Origin of the sequence: Bradyrhizobium sp. CIAT3101, from assembly GCF_029714945.1 — a bacterium.
GTDB lineage: Bacteria > Pseudomonadota > Alphaproteobacteria > Rhizobiales > Xanthobacteraceae > Bradyrhizobium.
Genome location: NZ_CP121634.1, coordinates 1,001,562 through 1,022,821, shown reverse-complemented (window position 1 = coordinate 1,022,821; position 21,260 = coordinate 1,001,562). Strand labels below are relative to the sequence as shown.

Sequence of the window (21,260 nt, the reverse complement as noted above, 5' to 3'; positions counted from 1 at the left end):
GAGGAAACGCCGCGAAGACGGCACGAGGTCGCGCATGCTGGATAAGACGAAGGATATTTCCGTCTCCGCGCAGGCCTGGCTGGACGGGTTCGAGCGCGCGCTTGCCAGACCCGATCCTGCTGCACTCGACCGCCTGTTCGTTGCCGCGTGCTTCTGGCGTGACGTGTTGGCGCTGAGCTGGAACCTGCAAACCATCGCCGGCCGCGATGAGATCGCACAAGAACTGACTGCACGCGCGCCCAACGCGTCACCGTCCAACTTCAAGATCGCCCCGAACCGCGCGGCGCCACGCTGGGTGACACGGGCCGGCACCAACAATATCGAGGCGATCTTTAGTTTCGAAACCGCGCTCGGCCGCGGCAGCGGCATCGTGCGGCTCGTGCCCGACACCGCCGACGGCGATCGTCTGAAAGCGTGGACGCTGCTGACCGCGCTCGAGGAGCTCAAGGGCTTTGAGGAGCAGCTCGGCACCTCGCGTCCGCGGGGACAAGCCTATTCGCGCGACTTCCGAGGGCCGAACTGGCTCGACCTGCGCAACGCCTCGCGCGACTATTCCGACCGAGATCCCACCGTGCTGGTGGTCGGCGGCGGTCAGGCTGGCTTGGCGATTGCCGCACGGCTGAAGCAGTTGCAGATCGATACGCTGATCGTCGATCGCGAAACACGCATCGGCGATAATTGGCGCAAACGCTATCACGCGCTCACCCTGCACAACCAGGTGCAGGTCAATCACATGCCCTACATGCCGTTCCCGCCGAGCTGGCCGACCTATATCCCCAAGGACAAGCTCGCGAACTGGTTCGAGGCATACGTCGATGCCATGGAGCTGAACTTCTGGACCGGCACCGAGTTCGAAGGCGGCGCCTACGACGAAGCCGCAGGCCGCTGGACGGTGACGTTGCGCCGCGCCGACGGCAGCAAGCGCACCATGCATCCGCGTCATGTGGTGATGGGGACCGGCGTCAGCGGCATCGCCAACGTGCCTGATATTCCAACCCTCGATCGTTTCAAGGGCACGCTGCTGCATTCGAGCCGCTATGAGGACGGCGAGAACTGGCAAGGCCAACGCGCCATCGTCATCGGCACCGGCAACAGCGGCCATGACATCGCGCAGGACCTCTATTCCAGCGGCGCCGCGGTGACGCTGGTGCAGCGTTCGCCGACGCTGGTCACCAACATCGAGCCGTCGGCGCAGCTCGCTTACGCGACCTACAATGAGGGCACGCTCGAGGATAACGATCTGATCGCGACCTCGATGCCGACGCCGCTTGCGAAGAAGACCCATGTGATGCTGACGGAGCAGTCGAAGGATCTCGACAAGGAGCTGCTCGACGGCCTCCGCCGGGTCGGCTTCAAGCTCGACTTCGGCGAGGCCGGCACTGGCTGGCAGTTCAAGTACCTGACCCGTGGCGGCGGCTATTATTTCAACGTCGGCTGCTCCAACCTCATCGTCGACGGCGCGATCAAGCTGACGCAATTCGAGGACATCGACAGCTTCACGGCCGATGGCGCGCAGATGAAGGATGGCACGGCCATCACCGCCGATCTCATCGTGCTGTCGACCGGCTACAAGCCGCAGGAATACCTCGTGCGAAAGCTGTTCGGCGACGGGGTCGCCGACCGCGTCGGCCCGGTCTGGGGCTTTGGCGACGGCTTTGAGCTGCGCAACATGTATGCGCGCACCGGGCAGCCCGGCCTGTGGTTCATCGCCGGCAGCCTCGCGCAATGCCGGATCAACTCGAAATTCCTCGCACTGCAGATCAAGGCGATCGAGGCAGGGATTTTGCCACGTGGGGTGGGCGCCGCTTGAGCCTCGCATCGACGCGGAGACAGTGTAGCCCCACGGCAGCGAATGAAGGAGAATACCAATGCCAGCCATTCTCGGTGCCGGCGAGCACCGCTATCGTGTCGTCGAAAATTTCGCAAAGCTTCCGGACGGCTGGCGGCTGACCGACGTCGCGTCCGTGGCGGTCGACAGCAAGGACCGGGTCTACGTCTTCAACCGCGGTGAGCATCCGATGGTCGTGCTGGACCGCGAGGGCAATTTCCTTCGCAGTTTTGGCGAGGGCCTGTTCTCCCGTGCCCACGGCCTGCACATCGACGCCGACGATAATCTCTACTGCACCGATGACGGCGACCACACCGTGCGCAAATGCACGACCGACGGCAAGGTGCTGCTGACGATCGGCATCCCGGCGAAGCCTACCCCCTTCATGAGCGGTGAGCCGTTCCACCGCTGCACCCACACCGCGTTGTCGCCGAAGGGCGAGATCTACGTCTCCGACGGCTATGGCAATGCGCGCGTGCACAAATACACGCCCGACGGCAAGCTCATCAAAAGCTGGGGCGAACCCGGCACCGATCCCGGCCAGTTCAACATCGTGCACAACATCGCCACCGACGCCGATGGCTGGGTCTACGTCGCCGATCGCGAGAATCATCGCGTGCAGGTGTTCAACGGCGAGGGCAAATACGAGACGCAGTGGAACAATCTGCACCGCCCTTGCGCGCTGTGCTGTTGCGGCGGGGGCAAGAACCCGACCTTCGTCATCGGCGAGCTCGGCCCCGGCCTGGCCGTCAACCGCAAGGTGCCCAATCTTGGTCCGCGCCTGTCGATCGTGGACGCCACTGGAAAGCGCATCGCGCGGCTCGGCGGCGAGGACGGCCCGGGTGTCGCTAGCGGCAAGTTTCTGGCACCACATGGCATCGCGCTGGATTCGAAGGGTGACATCTATGTCGGCGAAGTCGGCGTCACCGACTGGAAGACGAGCTTTCCGGACGAGGAGATGCCGGCCGTCGTGCGCGCGACGCGTTGCCTGCAGAAGCTGGAACGGGTGCGGGAGTAGTCCCCCTACTCCACCTTGATCCCCGACGCCTTGATGATCGGCCACCAGCGGTCCGCCTCCTCCTTCTGGTAGGCGCGCAGCGCGTCCGGTGACTGCTGCACGAGCGGCGAGACCTGGATGCCGAGTTCGGCAAAGCGCTGCTTCAGCTGCGGGCTCGCCAGGATCTGCACCATGGCGGCATTGAGCTTTGCGGTGATGTCCTTCGACGTGCCCTTCGGCACCCACAGGCCGTACCACAGCGAAGCGGAGTAGCCTGACAGACCTGCTTCATCCGCGGTCGGGATGCTCGGCCAGGATGGAGAGCGCGCCTTGCTGGTGACCGCGAAGGTTTTGATGCTGCCGGCGCCGACCAGCGCCTTGAAGTTCGAAGCCGGCTCGATCATCGCGTCGATCTGGCCGGCGACGAGGTCCTGCATCGCGGGGCCGTTGCCGCGGTAGGGCACGAATTGGAATTTCGCACCGGTCTCCTTCTGGAGCGCGATGCCGGCGAGATGACCGGTGGCGCCGACGCCGGCGATGCCGACCGACGCCTTGTCCGGATTGGCCTTCAGCCACGCGATCAATTGTCTGAGATCATCCGCCGGCAGATCCTTGCGTCCGACGATCAGCAGCGGCTCGCTGCCGATCAGGATCACCGGATCGAGGTCGCGCAGCAGATCGAACGGCAGCGCATAGAGCCCGCCGGTCAGCATGTGCGTGGTCGAGGTTCCGATCGACAGCGTGTAGCCGTCGGGGCTGGCACGCACCGCACGACCGACACCGAGCGAGCCGGCCGCACCGCCGACATTCTCGATCACGACCGGCTGTTTCAGCACGATGTTCAAGCGCTCGCCGAGGAACCGCGCCAACGTGTCGGTCGCCCCACCGGCCGGGAACGGCACGATCATGGTGATGGGGCGCGTCGGATAATCCTCAGCCGCGGCGGAGCCAATCGGCGCCGTGCCGAGCACGGCTGCGAGCAGCTTGGCGAACCAGCCTCGCATCGCCCCTCCCCAAATCGCGGCGTTTTTGAGCGTTTGCCACCCCGCCGCCGTATTGCTTGCACCTGAATAAGTCGCTCAACGGGCTTCACAATCCCGTCACGCTGCATGTAGTATGTCAATACATGCTGCTTCGCAGCGTATATTGGAGGCCGGGAGCGTTACTTGAACGCACATGTCTCGCAAGGCAGTTGGCCGGTGCTGGTCCTCAACGCGGACTTTCGGCCGCTGAGTTACTACCCACTGTCTCTGTGGTCGTGGCAGGACGCGATCAAGGCGGTGTTTCTCGATCGCGTCAACATCGTAGCGCATTACGATCAGGCGGTTCACAGTCCCACGCTGCAAATGCAGCTACCGAGCGTGGTCTCGCTCAAATCCTTCGTCAAGCCGACCACCCACCCCGCCTTCACCCGGTTCAACGTCTTCCTGCGCGATCGTTTCGCCTGCCAATATTGCGGCTCGCCGGAAGACCTCACCTTCGATCACATCATCCCGCGCAGCAAAGGCGGCCAGACCACCTGGGAAAACGTGGTTGCGGCATGTTCGCCCTGTAACCTGCGCAAGGGCAACCTCACGCCGGCGCAAGCCAAGATGTTTCCGCGCCAGAGTGCGTTCGCCCCGACCGTGCACCAGCTCCACCGCAACGGCCGCCTGTTCCCGCCGAACTATCTGCACGACAGCTGGCTGGACTATCTCTACTGGGATACGGAGCTGGATCCGTAGCGGACGGCCTCACGCACCGATCACGTTGCGTGGCGTTGGTCTTGCGCTTGATGCGCGATGCCGAGTTACGGCGCGATGATGTCGAGCCTGTCCCGCGGCGGAATAGTCGCCTTGAATGCCTCGAGCGCTGAAGTCACCTCTGCCGCGTCTGCCAACGGCGTGCGGTAGAAGGCAACGTCTCGTTGCGACAGGATCACGGTCGTGGTTCGCAACACGGCCACCTTTGTCCAGGTCGATGGCACACCTTTTGGAAACCAGGCGTCGTAGATCATCACCAGGCCGACGCCGTGATCGCTCGCGAGAGCTGCCATTTCCGCGGGTCCATACTGCCCCGCGGTCCTTGCCTTCCGCACCTGTTCCGAGCCAAGGCCCCAGAGATCCAGCGTGTAGTTGGGATTGCGGTAGGCGACCATGCCAAGATCGTTGACCGCGACCGGATGCCGATAGAACGATTTGGCGAAGCGAGCCAGCTGGTGTTGCTGCTCGTAGATATCGCTGGCGGCGATCGGCGTGACCAGCGCAGTCGTCACGTAGGGCATCGCTGCAATGCCGAGCCCGAGCACCAGCGCGATCTTCGTGAGCGACCATTGCAACGCTGGCAGACGCGGCCAGACCTGCGCGACGCTCCAAAGCAACGCGGCCACCGCAAGCGCCATGATGTAGACTTCATAGCGGTTGAACCAGCCATATTGGCCAAACACCAGATGAGCACCGATGGCAGCGAGAACGGTCAGACAGACGATCACCGCCTTGCGATCGGCACGCAACCAGGAGGCGCAACCGGCAAGCGCAAGACCCAGCATGATGAGCCGCAGGCCATAGGAGCTGCTGATGCTCCGCAGCATGTTCTTGACGACGGCAGGCAGATTGCTCGTGGATTCGCCATCGAGATTTGCGAGATAGCCCTTCAGCAGCACCGAACTCGGCAGCAGCGGCAGGCCGCGCGAGGCCATCAATGCAAAATAGCCGGACAAGCTGACGATGACGGCGAGCGCGGCGCCGCCGGCAAAGCGCCGGTGGCCGAGCAGCGCGAAGCCGGCAATGGCCGCACAGGCAAGGGCAATACCTTCGAAGCGGATCAGGGGAAGCAGCACCAGCGCGATGAAGTGGAGCGGCGTCGGCGCGAATCCGCGCGCCGCCGCGGCGAGACCGAGAAAGGTCACGACGGAGGCCCACACGTGAGCGCTGTGCTCCATGCCGGTCATCGGCAGCGCGATTGCGCTAACGTTAAAGATCAGGAGCAATGCGATCAGATAGCCGAACGGGCGATCATTGGCGTCGTCGAACAACCCGTTCGCCTCCAGCGCACGCAGAAGCGCAAACACTGTCGCACAGGCGGCGGCAGCGTTGATCAGCAGCGGGCCGAACGGGCCGAGATGGATGGCCTCGGTCAGCGCGAGAATATAAGGCCAGATGATCGAGGAGCTTGGCGATGAAAATTCGCCGGCGTTGACGCCATATCCGCCGGAGAGGATTTGGTCGGCAACCGCGAGATGGATGTAGGCGTCGTCCAGAGCGAAGATGAGCCCGAAGTCGCACAGCGCCACCATCGCGGCGAGCTCCGCCGCAAACAGCGCCGACCAAAGCAGCACGGCGACGGTCGAAGGACGGGTCCACCGCCCCGCGCCGGAAGCCGCAGACGACTGCCGAGCTGACCGGTCCAGGCCATCGCAATGGTTCACGGCAATGGTCACAAAGCTCTCCCCGCGGGCCACGCCCAGCCCATCGCATTCGATACGATCAAGAGTTTAATCCCGCATTTCCGCCGGGCCGCAGCCGACCCGTTGCGTCAGCATTTCGTTAACGACGATGCGCGCCCGGGGGCCTTGGTTCCCCGCTCGCCACGAATCCGGGGAACCGTGAACGGTCCGTTACCGTCCGTTAAGCCAGAGCCGGCAAGCTCAGCCGCAAGGTTCCGTGGCACGTCGCGGTCTTCGATCCACCATCATATTCGGGCCAAGTCGCTTCATCCCCATGCTTGCCGAAACGCTGGAGTCTGTTCGATCGTCGCCGTCGAAACGCACGCTCTATGTGCGCGTCGTCGTCGCGGCACTGGCGGCAATCCTCGTGCTCAAGATCTACTGGTTTGTCCGGTGGGGTTTCTGGCACGACCAGCAGGTGCCCGATTTCGCGGCGTTTCATCTCGTCGCACAGCGGATCTGGCTCGGCGATCTCGACCTGACCTACCAGTTCTCATTGTTCATGAAGATGCAGGCGAGCCTGTCGGGCGGCGCGAGCGGCTTCATGCCCTGGACGTACCCGCCCCAGTTCGACCTGCTGCTCGCCCCGCTCGCCTTCCTTCCGACCTGGGCCGCCTACGCCTTGTTCACCGGCACGACGCTCGCGGCTTACTTGATGACACTGCGCAAGCTCGCCGGAGAATACTTTGCCCAGGTCCTCGTCATCCTGTTTCCGGCGATCGCGATCACGATCGGCTGCGGGCAAAATGGATTACTCACGGGTGCGCTGATCGGGCTCATCTGCGTCCATGCCGAGAGGCGCCAGGTGCTCGCGGGCCTCGCGCTCGGCGCCATGGTCATCAAGCCGCATCTCGCCGTCGCCATCAGCCTCTATCTGCTGGCGACGCGGCAATGGGCGACGATCGCCGTCGCAGCCGCGCTCGTGCTCGTGAGCTCGCTTGCGTGCACGCTGGCCTTCGGGCCGCAGATCTGGCTCGCCTGGCTCGGTGCGATCAGGGAGTCGGCGAGCTTTCTGGAGCAGGGCTCGTACCCCCTGTTCCGCATGATCTCCAGCTACGCCGCGCTGTACAATTTCGGCGTCCCGGCAAGTGGCGCGTTCTGGGGCCAGATCGCCATAGCCGGCCTTGCGCTCAGTGCCGTCGCACTTGGCATCGCTCGCCGGATGCCCCCTTCGTTCACGCTCGGCGTCGCCGCGCTGGTCTCCGTGATGATCAGCCCGTACGCCTATGATTACGACCTGCCCATCGCCGGGATTGGTCTGGCACTGGTCCTTCCATATCTCCCCAAAGTGGCGAACCCGCGCGAGCGCAGCGTGATGTACGCTCTCATCATGCTGGCCGGCGCCTACGGCTTGCTGCAATCGACGAACCTCGCCTCCAGCTTCGACGAGCACTTCAAGCCGGCGATCGCCGGTGCCGCACTGATGGTCCTGCTGGCGATGCTGCTGCGGATAATGTGGCGCGATGCGCCGCCGGTTACCGCTGCCGAACTCGGCGCACCGGCAGGCGCGCTCGAATAGCCCGCATCCGCGGGGCCATGGCGGACCATGGAACCGGAAGGGCAGGCTGCCCGTTCAGATGAACGCCACGCGGAGATCGTGGTGCAGCGCAAGCTAGGGAGGCCCGCCATGCCCGCAGCCGAGAAGGATCATGTCTACAAGATCCTGGAACTGGTCGGATCGTCCGAGAGCTCGATCGAGGACGCGATCAAGAACGCGATCAGCCGCGCGTCCAAGACCGTGCGCGAGATGAAATGGTTCGAGGTGGTACAGACGCGCGGCCACATCGAGAACGGCGCCGTGCGTCACTACCAGGTGACGCTGCGAGTCGGGTTTACCCTCGACGGGTGATGCGATGAACGCGAGGCAGACCGTCCCGCCGCGGCAGCGTGGTTAACATCCACCGACGAGCGTTGATTAAAACGCCGACTATCCCCGCCGATTGACCACGGCCCCGCGCAATCATCACGGTTCTTGCAACAAGCCGTTAAGACCAAAGTGAGAGGTTTGCGCCGAATTGGAGCAGACCCGATGGCCCCGAGCCGCGAACTCGGCAAAACGCACCTTCCGCTCTGGGCGGCGGGGTTCGTTGCCCTGATCTGCGTGACGATCCTGGGCTTGAGCGTCTGGCGCGAATGGGAAACGCGCAACGCGGAGCTCAGAAGCGCCGAGATCGACGTTGCCAATCTGGCGCATTCGCTGGTCCAGCACGCGGACGACACGTTCGAGCTCGCCGATACGATCCTGGTCGGGCTGGTCCATCGGCTCGAGCTCGACGGACTGGGCCCGGACACAATCTCGAAGCTCCAGACCTATCTGCCGACCCGCAAATCATCGGACCGCATCCGCGGCATTTTCGTCTATGACGAGACCGGCCGCTGGCTGGCGACGACCGAGCACATCGACTTCTCCGGGCTCAACAACAGCGATCGCGAATATTTCCAGCAGCATCGCGCCTCCCCGGACAAGGGCACGCTGATCGGGCGCCCCATCAGGAGCCGCGCCGGCGGCCAGTGGATCATCACGGCGTCGCGCCGGATCGACCATCCCGACGGTAGCTTTGCCGGCGTCGCCCTGCTCACGATCGACGTCGCCTATTTCGCAAAATTCTACGAGCGATTCGACTTCGGGCCGAATGGCTCAGCATCGCTGCTCAACAACACCGGCATCATGCTGGCGCGGACCCATGACGAGAGCGAAACTTTCGTCGGACGGGATCTCTCCAATTCACCCTTGTTCAGGGACTGGGAAAGCCGTCCCGCCGCGGCGGTCTATTACTTCACGTCGCCGCTCGATGGCGTGCAGCGGCTGAGCTATTACCAGCGCAGCAGCCACTATCCACTGATGGTGCTGGCGAGCAAATCGCAGGACGACGTGCTGGCTCCCTGGCGCCACGCCGCGGCCGCGCGCATGATCTTCGTCCTCGGTCTTGTGCTGCTGATCGCCGTGATCGGCTTCTATCTGGTCCGTCAGTTGTTGCAACGGCAGCGCATGGCGCAGGTCCTGGTCGCCAAGGAAGCCAATTTCCGCCTGCTGGCCGAGCAATCCAGCGACATGGTGACCCGGATCGGACTCGATAACCGGCTGCTCTACGTTTCTCCCTCATGCGTGCGCATCACGGGCTGGTCGGCCGAGGAACTGCTGGATACATCGGCCCTCTCCGGCATTCATCCCGATGACATGGAACGGGTCGAGCAGGTCATTGCCGCGCTGAAAAACGGCGAAGCCGAGGAGGCGCGGTTCGTCTATCGCCAGCGTCACCGCGACAAGGGCGAGATCTGGGCCGAAGCGGCGCTGCACGTGACCCTGGGGTCGGACAGTGGCGAGATCGACGGCGTCGTCGCTGTCATGCGCGACATCACTGAGCAGAAGGACCTTCAGGACAAGCTCGCCTCGCTTGCGACCACCGACGCTCTCACCGGCCTCGCCAACCGGCGCGCATTCGACGAACGCCTCGCCGAGGAGTGGGCGCGTAGCCGGCGCGACGGCACGCAGCTCTCGCTCCTGCTGATCGACGTCGACCATTTCAAGAAGTTCAACGACCATTACGGACATCTGGCAGGCGACGGATGCCTGCGCGCGCTGGGCCGGATTCTATCCACCACCGCCAGGCGTCCTGCCGACCTCGCGGCGCGCTACGGCGGCGAGGAGTTCGCCGTGCTGTTGCCGAACACCGGTCCGGAGGGCTGCGCCGAGGTCGGCGAAGGGATTCGCCAGGCGCTGCGCGATCTCGCCATGCTGCACGCGCAAAATCCACCTTCCCGCCTGGTGACTGTCAGCGTCGGCGCCGCGACGAGCCTGCCATCCCAGGCCACGGACTCAAGCACGCTGGTCGCTGCCGCCGACCGCGCACTCTACGCCGCCAAGGACAGCGGCCGTGACCGGCTGGTGATGTCGGGACAGGTTGTCCCCTGGCCCGCGAAGAGCGCGTGACGGGATCGGTTGCTCCTCAGGCGCAACACATGCCACCCTTGCCGACGGAGCTTCAGTCCCAGACCGCGACGGATTGCAAAGCGGTGGTGCCGCCGACCGCTCGCTCTACAGCGCCACGGCGGCGACCGGCTGGAGATGTCGGGTCAGGTCGTGCCTGGCCGATGCAGAGCGCCGGAGGAAACTGACCGCTCACCAAGCGTAGCGCACGCTGCCCTTCCCCGCATAGCTGCGCGTGACATTCGAGAATTCGCCTTCGAAGGTCGCTGCTGCCGACCAGCCGTTCAGCCATTTCATCTCGAGCGATGCGGAGGTGAGCGCCGAGTCGCGCGCCTGTGCGGCACCGTTGACGACCAAGCTTGCGCCCGGCAACGCCTGGAAAGTGGCGGCGATCGAACGATCCGGATTGAAATCATGCGCCCAGGCGGCGCGGCCGCGCAGCGTCAGAACACCGTTCTGGACTGCGAAGGATTTGTCGCTGCGCAGGCCAAGCTCGCTGCGCGTGTCAGTCACGCTCCTCGCGGCATAGCTCAGCGCAAAGGCAGACGAACCGGAGACGACCTGCTCGGCATAGGCCGGCAGATCGAACGTCGTGAACTGCGCAGCAGCATAGGGCGTGAGGCCGATGCCCCCCATCCAGGGCGCAACGAAGCGATAGCCGCCTTCGAGGCGACCGGAATACGCGTTGGCGTCGAACGCGGCCCGCAGGCGATCGGCGCCGGCGATGGTCACCGTGCGATCGGTGGTGATGTTCTGCCAGCCATAAGCGAGCGCAGCAGAGATGTAGGCCGGACCATTGGTGTGACGCAGATAGGCGCCGACCTGAAACAGGTCGGAGCGGCCCGAGCCGAGACCGTTTGCGACGCTGAAATTGGTCCCGCCGCCGGCCAGCGCAAAGCCGGCGAGCGTATCTGCCGAGAACCGGTAATCGGCCCCGGCGGCGGTCCCAAACACGTGGCTGGTCGAGTCGTTCGAACCGGTCGCCGCATTGCCCATCGTGGATTGCGAGCCACCAAAGCCCGCGGCCCATACACTCCAGCGCGGTGCGAATGCCTGAGACGGCGCCTTCGTGACCATGGCAAATGCATCGGTGCGCTTGCGCGCGGCATAGGCACTGGCCTGATCCTCCTCGGTAAAACCGGCCGCGCCGCTCGCCGACCCCGGTCCGCCATCCCGTTGCGAAATCGGATCGGTCAGCAAGCCCACGAACTGGCTCATGGCGTTGAAGCTGGTCTGCTGTGAGCCGGTTCCGGGTTCGCCGGAAGCTTGCGTCAGGCCGGCCGGCGTCAGCGTACCGTAGACCGCGGCGATCCCGCCATTGGCGTTGAAGAAATTCGTCAGCGCGTTGCCGACGCGCTGCTGGTTGCCGTTGAGGCCGGACGGAATGGCAAAGTTCAGGGCCAGATCGAGATAGACGTCGTTGGTATCATAGCTCAGACCCACGCTTCTGATGTTGCCCGGCAGGCCGGCTGTAACCAGCGAGCCAAACGTGCCGTTGACCCCGCCACTCGCGGTCAGGATTGTGTAGCGCCTGGAGATGTAACTGCCGCTTGCGAAAACGGCATCTACGGTCGCACCGCCGAGCGTCGCCGTGCCGGTGACAGCCGCGAACGAGGCCGCCGAAGGAGTGACCTGAACCAGATAGACCGCGCCGGAGTGGAAGGCGAGATTGCCGCTCACAGTCATCGCCGTCCCCGCGTTGCCGTTGCCCGGTGCGAAGATGGCTCCGTTCTCGATAACGGTAGATCCGACCGTGCCGCTGCCGCTGAGTGCCGCTCCCGATTGGACGGTGGTCAGGCTGGATGATGCAATCGATCCGTCGACCTGCAACGTTCCGCCGCTGACGATGGTCGCGCCAGTGTAAGTATTGCTGCCGGAGAGCAGCAAGAGGCCGGTGACGGCCTTGGTCAATGCAATCGATCCCGCGCCGTCCTGGATCGTTCCGGAAAAGACCGTTGAGGTGGTATCGCCGCCCGCCGTCAGCGTGGCCGCGCCGCCGCTGTTGGTGACGGTGCCGGCACCGGCGAGCGAGCCGATCGCGTTGGAGAAACCGGCGAGATCGAGCAGCGCACCGCTTGCGACCGTGACCGCGGAGTTATTGCCGAAGGCGCTGGTCGAGCCGGCTTGCAGAGTGCCGGCGTCCACGGTGGTTGGACCAGTATAGGTGTTGACGCCGGAGAGGATCAGCGTGCCGGCATAGCCGTTCGCTGCGTTGACGACGACGTCGCCGGAGCCGGACAACACGCCCGTCAGGTTGACCGTGCCGCCGGTGATAACGTTGTAGATGGGATCGCCGGTCGCGGCGATGTCGTTGGCGATGGTGAAGCTGCCGTTGAAGTTGACCGTCACGCCCGTGGTGCCGCCATTGAGTGTCAACTTACCGGAGCCGAGCGCCTGGTCATTGCCGACGACGAGCGTCGATCCCTCGTCGATGGTGGTGCCACCGCTATAGCTATTGGCACCCGAGAGCGTCAGCGTGCCCCCATTGCTCTTGGCGATCGCGACGTTGCCGCCCTGGTCGGCCGCGTTGGTCCCCCCGCCGGGATTGGCGCCGCCGGAGCCCATATAGTCGGCAATACCGTCGGCGATCGACTGGTTGCCCGCACCAAAGCCGAGAGTGCTGGTGGTGCCGCTCGTCCCCTGGAAAAAGATGCTGGAGCCGAGGGCACTGCCCGCAGCGGCGCCGGTGCCGCCACCGCTTCCGCCTGCGACGCTGTTTCCGCTGACATCCAACGCGCCATTGACGGTAACCGTACCGCCCGTCTGCACATAGACGGCGCCGCCGGCGCCGAGGCCACCACCACCGCCGTCGACCGGAGCCCCCGAATTCGCGTGCGCCGCGCCGCCACCGAAGCCAGTTGCTCCCACGACCGTGCTCCCGCCGTTGTATCCGCCGCCGGCTCCGCCGCCAAAACCGCCACTGCCGCCGGTGGCGGGCCGACCGCCTGCCGCGCTCGCCGCGCCGCCGCCTCCACCATAACCTCCATTGCCGGCGATTGCGGACGAGTGCGCATGGGCACCACCGCCGCCGCCACCGAAACCACCCTGACCACCTGTCGCAGTGGTCCCGGGGACGCCGCCAGCACCGCCGCCGCCACCACCAAATCCCCCGGCACCGCCGGTGGCCGCACCCGTTGCGAGGCCGCTGCCCGCACCACCATTGGCCCCGCCGCCATTCGTCCCTGCTGTACCAGAACCGGAGAGACTGTTGCTGCCGACCGCGAGTCCACCGCCACCATTTCCCACGCTGAATGGGGCGCTTCCTCCGTTTCCGCCCATACCACCACCGCCGCCACTCAGATTATTGACGAACGCGCCCCCGTCACCGCCATTGGCACGGTTGCTGGCGAGACTGACGTTACTCAGCGTCAGGGCGCCGTTGCTCGAAACGAACACCGCACCGCCGAGCCCGGCCCCTCCACCGCCGCCGTCGACACCATTGCCGCCCTGCGCCGCGGCATTGGCGATGGCCAGATTTTTCAGGGTTACGGAATAGGTCGAGCCGGTGGTGCCAGCATCGCCGATGAAGAACGGGCGATAGGTGCCGGCGCCGCTGATGGTCGGGTTGTTGCCGTTGCCGTCGATGGCGATGTTCTTGGTGATGACCGGCAGTTCGCTCTGGAGCGTGATCGTGCCACCGACCTGGAATTGGATCGTGTCGCCACTCGCGGCGCTGATGATGGCGGCGCGCAAGCTGCCGGCGCCGCTGTCGGCTGTGGAAGTCACCATCAGCGTCGCCGCACGCCCCGCCTGGGGCAGGCCAAGCGCCATCGCCCAAACTGCAAGGCCGACAAGCGCCACGGGCCGGCCAACGGCATACGGCGAGATCGTCCGCCCAATCAATAGGCAAAGCGGGAGACGGAATCTCGTTGTCATGAAGGGCCTCGGACGCGAACCGGCCGCAAGCGACCGCGCGGCAAGGTTGGGATTTCATCGGCTCGTAGCAGACCGGCGATTTCCGCGATGTGCCCGGCGTCTCAGCCGCTGATTTCGACATGCACTGATGCATAGATGGCACAGCGATGCTGTTTCCACGTGGCGTCCGCCGACACCGATCGGCGACTGTGCTTGTCGTTGCTTGCGCGCCGAATTCAGGATGTTTACATAATGAAATGATGTTGCTGTGCTGCCGATCCGCGAAATTCGGGTCCCATGCGGTTCTGCCTCATCGCGCGATGATGGGGACGGCACGGCCTTGAACGAGAATATGCTGGCGGACACCCCGGGGCGCGGGGCATTTGCGCTTGCACAATTGCGCGCGATGACGGCCGACATCTGCGACGTGATTCCGCTCACGGCGGATGACGATTTCCATGTCACCAGCTTGACGATGATGACCCGCAATGCGTTGCTGGTCGATACGCGTTCGACCGATCTGGAATACGATCGGACGCCCGCACACGTCGCCCGCGGCGCGATGGACCATTTCCAGATTACGCTCTGCGTCAAAGGCGAGATGCGGTTTAGCTCGGGTCCGCGCGGGGTGACGTTGGGGCCGGGCGACATCTGCCTGCTCGACATGGCGCAGCCGAACCGAACGGTGTTTCGCGGCGGCGCCGACCGCACCCATGTGATTGCGATCATCCTGCAGCGTGCCATGCTCGCGCCGCGGCTCGCACATCCGGATTCCGCGACGGCCATCTTGCTGCCGTCAGATCACCCGCATGCGCGCCTGCTCGCCAACCATTTTGCGGCGCTTGAACTGCCCCCCGAACCCGAGGCCGGCAATGCCGAGACCACGGTCGAGGCAATCGCCGATCTCATGGCCGCGGCCGCCGGCGGTACGGCCGACATCGTCGCCGGCGTCGAACGGGCCGAGCGGCATCTGTATCTCGCGATGATCAAACGCCACATCGCGCATGGTCTCGATACCGACGCACTCTCCACCGCGGAGCTTTGCCGCCATTTCCAGATCTCGCGGGCAACCCTCTACCGGCTGTTCGAGGCCGATGGCGGGCTGGCACATTACATCAGGGAGCAGCGGCTCAATCTGGCCTTCCGGCAACTGATCTCGCCGTCCGCACAGGACGGGCGGCTGATCGACCTCGCCATCGGGATGCGCTTCAGCAGCGACTCGACGTTCATACGGGCGTTCCGCCGAAAATTCGGACTGACGCCGGGCGAGCTCAGGGAGCAGGCGGACCAATGGCTGCGCGAAACCGGAGCCGTTCCGGCCATCGACACGGTGCTTCACCAACTGGCCCGGCGTCGGACATCGCGGCCGTGAGCGACGCCAACGTCCGGGTTTGTCGCCTGCGCTTCGACCGGATATGACTCCGGTCACGGCCGAATGTTCGGCCATCCGAGAGTGCGGCCGTGCCTGGTGACATCAAGCTCGTCCTGTTCGATATGGACAACGTCCTCTGCGACTACGACAGGGGAAAGCGCGTCGCGCGCCTGGCGAAGCTTGCCGGATCGACCGACGAATTCGTTCACCAGGCGATCTGGGACAGCGGCTTCGAACTGCTCGGAGACTCCGGCGCGCTCGATGCCGTCGATTATCTGCGGGGCTTCGGCGAACGGATCGGCTATCCGCTGTCGCTCGACGAATGGGTGGAGGCGCGACGCTGTTCGATGCGGGCCGATCGCGCGATGCTGGAGATTGTCGGGCAGCTCCGCCGAACCGTCGATATTGCGATCCTGACCAACAATACCACGCTGGTCGCCGATCACATCGATACGTTGCTGCCGGAATTGCGGCCGCTGTTCGGCTCCAAAATCTACACATCGGCCGAGTTCAAGACGGCGAAGCCCGACCCGCAGTGCTACCGTCTGTGTCTGTCGGAGCTCAAGGTGAAGCCGGAAACCGTCCTGTTCGTCGACGATCTGGCGGCGAATGTTGCCGGCGCGCGCGAGGCTGGCCTCCTGGCCCATCATCACACATCGCTGGAGACGTTCAGGCAGGCCCTTTCAGGCTATGGCCTGCTTCGCGAACGGTGAACGCATGCGACGTCAGGCGAGATCGACCCCGCGCCGCTCCGGGATCAGCGTGAGCAGCGCCACGATGTCGATGAGATAGAGCAGCGCAAGACCCGCGATTGCGGTCGGGAAGCCGTACGCGGCACTGACGATGCCGACGACCAGAGGTCCGAAGCCGGCCACCGCCCGACCGATGTTGAAGAACACGTTTTGTGCCGTCGCGCGCGCCGCGGTCGGATAAAGCTCGCTCATCAGCGCGCCGTAGCCGCCGAGCATACCGTTGACGAAGAAGCCCATCACGGCGCCGCCGACCAGCAGCGCACCGGCGGTCGTCAGCTGCGAATAGACCACCACCATGACGGCTGCGCCCAGCATGTAGGTCAGAAACGCCGCACGGCGGCCGAAACGATCGGCCGCATGACCGAACAGGAAGATGCCGAGCGCCATGCCGGCGACGGTGACGGCCGTCCAGAGCGCCGATTGGGTCAGGCCATAGCCGAACCGCGTCGAGAGATAGTTCGGCAGCCAGATCATGATGCCGTAATAGCCGAAATTCTGCACCGAGCAGAGAATGATCATTCCGATGCCGATCCGGGTCGTCTCCGCATCAGCCACGAGCGCGCGAAGTGACGAACCGGTCTTCGTCGCCTTCGCCTTGTGCGCGATGAAGACGTCCGGCTCGTGCAGCTTGCGCCGGATCACGTAAGCAACCACTGCCGGAAACACGCCGAGCGCAAACATCCCGCGCCAGCCAATGATCGGCAACAGCACCGGCGTCACCAGCGCCGCCGCGAGCACGCCGAACTGCCAGCCGAGCCCGACATAGGACGTGGCCCGGGCGCGCTTGCTCGCGGGCCAGGTCTCGGCCACCAGCGCCATGCCGATGCCGAATTCGCCACCGAGGCCGATGCCGGCAATGGCCCGGTAGGCCAGCAGGTCCAAATAGCCCTGCGCCAGCGCACACAGGCCGGTGAAGACCGCGAACAGGACGATACTCCAGGTCAGAACCCGCACGCGGCCAAGCCGGTCCGACAGCATGCCGAAGACCAGGCCGCCGACGACCGCGCCGACCAGGGTCCCCGTGACCAGCGAGGCCGCCTGCGGCTGGGTAAGATGAAGGTCTTTCGAAATCGCCGTCAGCATGAAGCCGAGGATGAGGAGGTCGAACCCATCCATGGCGTAGCCGAGCGCTGATCCCCACAGCGCCCGGCGCGCTGCCGCATCGCGGTCCGTCGCACGGTCCGTATCGACCGCGCCGAGAGTCACATCCTGTAGCTGGCTCATGCGTCCCCCTACGCCAGCCAGTCCGTTGGGATCAAGGCCTCCGAGGACCTATGCACCGCGCAACTCAGGCCAGATGACACGCCACGAAATGCCCGCCCGCGCCTTCCTTCAGTTCCGGCGCACTTTCCGCACAGCGCGGCTGGGCGATCGGGCAACGGGTGTGAAAGTGACAGCCCGACGGCGGCTTCATCGGACTCGGCACGTCGCCCTTGAGGCGGATGCGGTTGCGCTTGAGCTTGGGATCCGGCACCGGTACGGCGGAAAGCAGCGCCTTGGTGTAGGGATGCTGCGGATTGCGATAGAGGTCGCTCGCCTTCGCCAGCTCGACGATGCGGCCGAGATACATCACGGCGACGCGGTCGGAAATGTGCTCGACCACCGAGAGGTCGTGCGCGACAAAGAGATAGGTGAGGTTCAACTCGGCCTGGAGATCTTCCAGCAGGTTGATGACCTGCGCCTGGATCGAGACGTCGAGCGCTGACACCGGCTCATCGCAGACGATCAGCTTGGGTTCGACCGCGAGCGCCCGCGCGATCACGATGCGCTGGCGTTGACCGCCGGAGAACTCATGCGGATAGCGCCGCATGTGCTCGGCCTTGAGGCCGACCTTGACCAGCAGGCCCGCGACGCGCTCTTCGCGCTCCCTGGCGTTCGATGCGAGATTGTGGATGGTGAAAGCTTCGCCGAGAATGGAGCCGACCGTCATGCGCGGGTTGAGCGAGGCGAACGGATCCTGGAACACCAGCTGCATGTTCCGCCGCATCGCGCGCAGATCGTTGCCGCCGAGCTTGCCGATGTCCTGGCCGTCGAACATGACTTCGCCGTCGGTCGGCTCGATCAGGCGCAGCACGCAGCGCCCGGTCGTCGACTTGCCGCAACCGGATTCGCCGACGAGACCGAGCGTCTCGCCCCGATTGACCGAGAACGACACGCCGTCGACCGCATAGACGGTACCGACCTGGCGAGACAACAGGCCGCCGAGCACGGGGAAATATTTCTTCAGGCCGCTGACGCGGAGCAGAGGCTCGCTCATGCCGCGCCTCCCAACTGTGTATCTCCGAGATGGCAGGCCATGCGGTGGCCGGGCGCGATCTCGCGCAGCAGCGGCTCCTTCTCGGTGCAGACGTCCATGGCAAACTTGCAGCGCGGCGCGAAACGGCAACCGACCGGCGGGTTGATCAGGATCGGCACCGAGCCACCGATCGCCTCGAGGCGCGTCTTGTGCTCGCTGTCGAGATCGATCCGCGGGATCGAGCGGATCAAGCCCTGCGTGTAGGGATGGCGCGGATCGGCGAAGAGCGCGTCGACATCGGCCTCCTCCACCACCTTGCCGGCATACATCACGACGACGCGCTGCGCCGTCTCGGCGACGACGCCCATGGCATGGGTGATCAGCATCACCGCCATGCCGAAGCGCTCCTTCATGTCCTGGAGCAGGTCGAGGATCTGCGCCTGGATGGTGACGTCGAGCGCAGTGGTCGGCTCGTCGGCGATGATCAGCTTGGGCTTGCAGGCCAGCGCCATCGCGATCATCACGCGCTGGCGCATGCCGCCGGAGAACTGGTGCGGATAATTGTGCACGCGGCCTTCGGCATTGGGGATCTGCACCAGCTTCAGCATCTCGATGGTGCGATCGAGCGCCTGTTTCCTGGTGACGTTCTCGTGGCGACGCAGGCTCTCGGCGATCTGCTCGCCGATGGTCAGCACCGGATTGAGCGAGGTCATCGGCTCCTGGAAGATGAAGCCGATCTCCTTGGCGCGGATCTCGTCGAGCTGGTTGCTCGTCAGCGGCACCAGATCGCGACCCTCGAAGATGATTTCGCCCGCCGCAATGCGGCCCGGCGGCATCGCGATCAGCTTCAGAATCGACATTGCGGTGACGGTCTTGCCGCAGCCGGACTCGCCGACGACGCAGAGCGTCTCGCCCTTGTTGATGGTGATGTCGACGCCGTCGACGGCCTGCAGGATGCCGTCGTCGGTGGAGAAGTGGGTCTTGAGACCCTTGATCTCGAGCAGCGGCGCCATCAGATCACCCGTCGCGCATCGAGCGCGTCACGCAGACCGTCGCCGATGAAATTGATCGCGACCACCGCGATGAAGATCGCGCCGCCCGGGAACAAGGCCCAGTGCGGGCCGATGTCGAGGAAATCCTTGGCATCGTACAGCAGCCGGCCCCAGGTCGGGGTATCCGGCGGAAAGCCGAGGCCCAGGAAGGACAGCGTCGATTCCGCGATGATCGCGGCGGCGACGTCGATGGTGCCGGCGATGATCACCGGACCGAGCGCATTGGGCAGGATGTGCTTCACCACCTGCCGCACCGGGCTCGCACCGAGCGCGCGCGCGGCCTCGACGAACTCCTTCTCGCGGATCGACAGGAACTGCGCGCGCACGAGGCGCGCCACTGGCATCCAGCGCAAGCCGCCGATGACGAGGACGATCAGGATGAAGATGCCGCCTTCGGGACCGAACATCTGCTTCAACCCGTCGCGGAAGAGATAGATCAGCAGCAGGAGCAGCGGCAGTTGGGGCAGCGACAGAAAGAGGTCAGTGAGCCACATCAGACCATGCCCGAGCGCGCCGCGGGACATGCCGGCGAGCGCACCGATCAGCGTGCCGATGAACACCGAGACCAGCATCGCGGCCAATCCGACCGCAAGCGAGATGCGCCCGCCATAGATCATCCGCGCCAGGATGTCCTGGCCGAGGTCGTCGGTGCCGAAGGGATGCGCGAGCGACGGCCCTTGCATGCCCGCCACGATATCGATGTCGTTGATCTTGATCCGCCAGATGAAGGGGCCGACCACCACAGCAAGAATCAGGACGAGCAGCAGGATCGCGCTGACGACGGCGAGCTTGTGGCGGCTGTAGCGCCGCCACGTCTCGCGCCAGGGCGAGTAGACGCCCCGCTCAGCGGAGGGAGATGCGAGGGTCAAGCCAGCCATACAGCACATCCGCGATGAGATTGAAGAGCACCACCAGACAGGCGAACACAAAGGTCACGGCCATCACGACCGGGGTGTCATTGGAGAGAATGGAGGAAATCAGCAGCGAGCCGATGCCGGGAATGCGAAAGATCTGCTCGGTGACGATGGCGCCACCGAACACCGCGGGCATCTGCAGCGCGATCAGCGTGACGACCGGAATCATGGCGTTGCGCATCACATGCTTGACGATGACCTTGGCCTGCCCGAGCCCCTTGGCCCGCGCCGTGGTGACGTAATCGAGCCGGATCACGTCGAGCATCGCCGAGCGCACGAAGCGCGTCATCGAGGCCGCCTGGAACAGGCCGAGCACGGCGACCGGCATGATCGCCTGCCGGATCATCTCGAGCACGTAGTGGATGCCCGTGGCCTTGATGTCGGTGGTGTAGACGAAGGGCAGCCAGTCCAGCGTGACCGAGAAGATCAGGATGAACAGGATGCCCGTGAAGAAGGTCGGCAGCGAAAAACCGACGAAGGCGAGCGTGTTCGCGACCTGGTCGAACAGCGAATAGGGCTTTGTCGCCGCATAGACGCCGACGGGAATCGCGATCAGCAGCGCCAGGATCTGTGCCGAACCGATCACGTAGAGCGTGGCCGGCAGGCGCTGCAGGATGAGCGTATCGACGTTCATCCGGCTGACGAAGGAGAAGCCCCAGTCGCCGTGCACCATGGCAGACAGCCAGTGCAGGTAGCGCAGATAGATCGGATCATCGAGCCCGAACCTGGCCCGAAGTGCAGCCTGCACTTCGGGTGGCACGTTCGGATTGGTCGCCAGTTCCGAGAAGGGATCGCCGGGCGCGAGCGCCAGGACGAAGAACAGCACCGCCGAGATGCCGAGCAAGCTCGGAATGGCGATCAGGAGGCGGCGCAGGACATATTGGCTCATGGGGAAGAATCCC

At 64.8% G+C, this 21,260-nt stretch carries 16 protein-coding genes; 8 read left to right on the top strand and 8 right to left on the bottom strand.

Annotation, left to right across the window (positions count from 1 at the left end; genetic code table 11):
• The first annotated feature begins 34 nt into the window (after positions 1–34).
• Positions 35–1,810: an NAD(P)/FAD-dependent oxidoreductase gene (locus tag QA645_RS04620; RefSeq protein WP_283048495.1), complete on the top strand. Its 1,776-nt coding sequence runs from the start codon at positions 35–37 to the stop codon at positions 1,808–1,810.
• 58 nt (positions 1,811–1,868) lie between these two features.
• Positions 1,869–2,846: a peptidyl-alpha-hydroxyglycine alpha-amidating lyase family protein gene (locus QA645_RS04615; RefSeq protein ID WP_283048493.1), complete on the top strand. Its 978-nt coding sequence runs from the start codon at positions 1,869–1,871 to the stop codon at positions 2,844–2,846.
• Between the two features lie 5 nt (positions 2,847–2,851).
• On the opposite strand, the gene QA645_RS04610 is transcribed toward QA645_RS04615, so the two are convergent.
• Positions 2,852–3,829: a tripartite tricarboxylate transporter substrate-binding protein gene (locus QA645_RS04610; RefSeq protein WP_283048491.1), complete on the bottom strand. Its 978-nt coding sequence runs from the start codon at positions 3,827–3,829 to the stop codon at positions 2,852–2,854.
• Between the two features lie 162 nt (positions 3,830–3,991).
• Between QA645_RS04610 and QA645_RS04605 the strand changes: the two genes are divergently transcribed.
• Positions 3,992–4,549: an HNH endonuclease gene (locus QA645_RS04605; protein WP_008142962.1), complete on the top strand. Its 558-nt coding sequence runs from the start codon at positions 3,992–3,994 to the stop codon at positions 4,547–4,549.
• Between the two features lie 65 nt (positions 4,550–4,614).
• Here the strand turns inward: QA645_RS04605 and QA645_RS04600 are convergent, their stop codons facing one another.
• Positions 4,615–6,243 (bottom strand): hypothetical protein, encoded by a 1,629-nt coding sequence (locus QA645_RS04600; protein WP_283048487.1) that lies wholly within the window; start codon positions 6,241–6,243, stop codon positions 4,615–4,617.
• A 280-nt stretch (positions 6,244–6,523) separates the two neighbouring features.
• On the opposite strand from QA645_RS04600, the gene QA645_RS04595 reads away from it, so the two are divergent.
• The 3 genes from QA645_RS04595 to QA645_RS04585 all read left to right on the top strand — a co-directional run bounded on the left by QA645_RS04595 (position 6,524) and on the right by QA645_RS04585 (position 10,180).
• The gene (locus QA645_RS04595) at positions 6,524–7,768 is read left to right on the top strand and encodes a glycosyltransferase family 87 protein (RefSeq protein WP_283048485.1); all 1,245 of its coding nucleotides are present in this window, start codon (positions 6,524–6,526) and stop codon (positions 7,766–7,768) included.
• 108 nt (positions 7,769–7,876) lie between these two features.
• The gene (locus QA645_RS04590) at positions 7,877–8,098 is read left to right on the top strand and encodes a dodecin (protein ID WP_254134686.1); all 222 of its coding nucleotides are present in this window, start codon (positions 7,877–7,879) and stop codon (positions 8,096–8,098) included.
• A 180-nt stretch (positions 8,099–8,278) separates the two neighbouring features.
• Positions 8,279–10,180: a diguanylate cyclase gene (locus QA645_RS04585; protein ID WP_283048483.1), complete on the top strand. Its 1,902-nt coding sequence runs from the start codon at positions 8,279–8,281 to the stop codon at positions 10,178–10,180.
• A 189-nt stretch (positions 10,181–10,369) separates the two neighbouring features.
• Here QA645_RS04585 and QA645_RS04580 read toward each other — a convergent pair whose 3' ends face one another.
• On the bottom strand, positions 10,370–13,906 hold the full coding sequence (locus QA645_RS04580) for an autotransporter domain-containing protein (RefSeq protein WP_283048482.1): 3,537 nt from the start codon (positions 13,904–13,906) through the stop codon (positions 10,370–10,372).
• A 394-nt stretch (positions 13,907–14,300) separates the two neighbouring features.
• Between QA645_RS04580 and QA645_RS04575 the strand changes: the two genes are divergently transcribed.
• Positions 14,301–15,404, top strand: a complete 1,104-nt coding sequence (locus QA645_RS04575) for a helix-turn-helix domain-containing protein (RefSeq protein WP_254195822.1) — start codon at positions 14,301–14,303, stop codon at positions 15,402–15,404.
• Between the two features lie 89 nt (positions 15,405–15,493).
• Positions 15,494–16,117, top strand: a complete 624-nt coding sequence (locus tag QA645_RS04570; protein WP_283048480.1) for an HAD family phosphatase — start codon at positions 15,494–15,496, stop codon at positions 16,115–16,117.
• Positions 16,118–16,129: 12 nt separating this feature from the next.
• On the opposite strand, the gene QA645_RS04565 is transcribed toward QA645_RS04570, so the two are convergent.
• From QA645_RS04565 to QA645_RS04545, 5 genes are all read right to left on the bottom strand, one after another.
• A complete protein-coding gene (locus tag QA645_RS04565) occupies positions 16,130–17,380 on the bottom strand; it encodes an MFS transporter (RefSeq protein ID WP_283048477.1) in 1,251 nt (416 codons plus the stop codon).
• Positions 17,381–17,444: 64 nt separating this feature from the next.
• Positions 17,445–18,413: a dipeptide ABC transporter ATP-binding protein gene (locus tag QA645_RS04560; RefSeq protein ID WP_254195824.1), complete on the bottom strand. Its 969-nt coding sequence runs from the start codon at positions 18,411–18,413 to the stop codon at positions 17,445–17,447.
• Positions 18,410–19,405: an ABC transporter ATP-binding protein gene (locus QA645_RS04555; protein ID WP_283048474.1), complete on the bottom strand. Its 996-nt coding sequence runs from the start codon at positions 19,403–19,405 to the stop codon at positions 18,410–18,412. Before QA645_RS04555 ends, QA645_RS04560 begins: the two co-directional genes overlap by 4 nt.
• Positions 19,405–20,322, bottom strand: coding sequence for an ABC transporter permease (locus QA645_RS04550; RefSeq protein WP_254134694.1), 918 nt, complete (start codon positions 20,320–20,322; stop codon positions 19,405–19,407). The genes QA645_RS04555 and QA645_RS04550 overlap by 1 nt, the downstream gene beginning before the upstream one ends.
• Positions 20,288–21,247 (bottom strand): ABC transporter permease, encoded by a 960-nt coding sequence (locus QA645_RS04545; protein WP_254134695.1) that lies wholly within the window; start codon positions 21,245–21,247, stop codon positions 20,288–20,290. The genes QA645_RS04550 and QA645_RS04545 overlap by 35 nt, the downstream gene beginning before the upstream one ends.
• Positions 21,248–21,260 lie beyond the last annotated feature (13 nt).

Bases quoted from the DNA above. Each gene is read 5' to 3' on its own strand.
- QA645_RS04620 (WP_283048495.1), top strand. From the start codon at position 35: ATGCTGGATAAGACGAAGGATATTTCCGTCTCCGCGCAGGCCTGGCTG.
- QA645_RS04615 (WP_283048493.1), top strand. From the start codon at position 1,869: ATGCCAGCCATTCTCGGTGCCGGCGAGCACCGCTATCGTGTCGTCGAA.
- QA645_RS04610 (WP_283048491.1), bottom strand. From the start codon at position 3,829: ATGCGAGGCTGGTTCGCCAAGCTGCTCGCAGCCGTGCTCGGCACGGCG.
- QA645_RS04595 (WP_283048485.1), top strand. From the start codon at position 6,524: ATGCTTGCCGAAACGCTGGAGTCTGTTCGATCGTCGCCGTCGAAACGC.
- QA645_RS04590 (WP_254134686.1), top strand. From the start codon at position 7,877: ATGCCCGCAGCCGAGAAGGATCATGTCTACAAGATCCTGGAACTGGTC.
- QA645_RS04585 (WP_283048483.1), top strand. From the start codon at position 8,279: ATGGCCCCGAGCCGCGAACTCGGCAAAACGCACCTTCCGCTCTGGGCG.
- QA645_RS04580 (WP_283048482.1), bottom strand. From the start codon at position 13,906: ATGGTGACTTCCACAGCCGACAGCGGCGCCGGCAGCTTGCGCGCCGCC.
- QA645_RS04565 (WP_283048477.1), bottom strand. From the start codon at position 17,380: ATGAGCCAGCTACAGGATGTGACTCTCGGCGCGGTCGATACGGACCGT.
- QA645_RS04560 (WP_254195824.1), bottom strand. From the start codon at position 18,413: ATGAGCGAGCCTCTGCTCCGCGTCAGCGGCCTGAAGAAATATTTCCCC.
- QA645_RS04555 (WP_283048474.1), bottom strand. From the start codon at position 19,405: ATGGCGCCGCTGCTCGAGATCAAGGGTCTCAAGACCCACTTCTCCACC.
- QA645_RS04550 (WP_254134694.1), bottom strand. From the start codon at position 20,322: ATGGCTGGCTTGACCCTCGCATCTCCCTCCGCTGAGCGGGGCGTCTAC.
- QA645_RS04545 (WP_254134695.1), bottom strand. From the start codon at position 21,247: ATGAGCCAATATGTCCTGCGCCGCCTCCTGATCGCCATTCCGAGCTTG.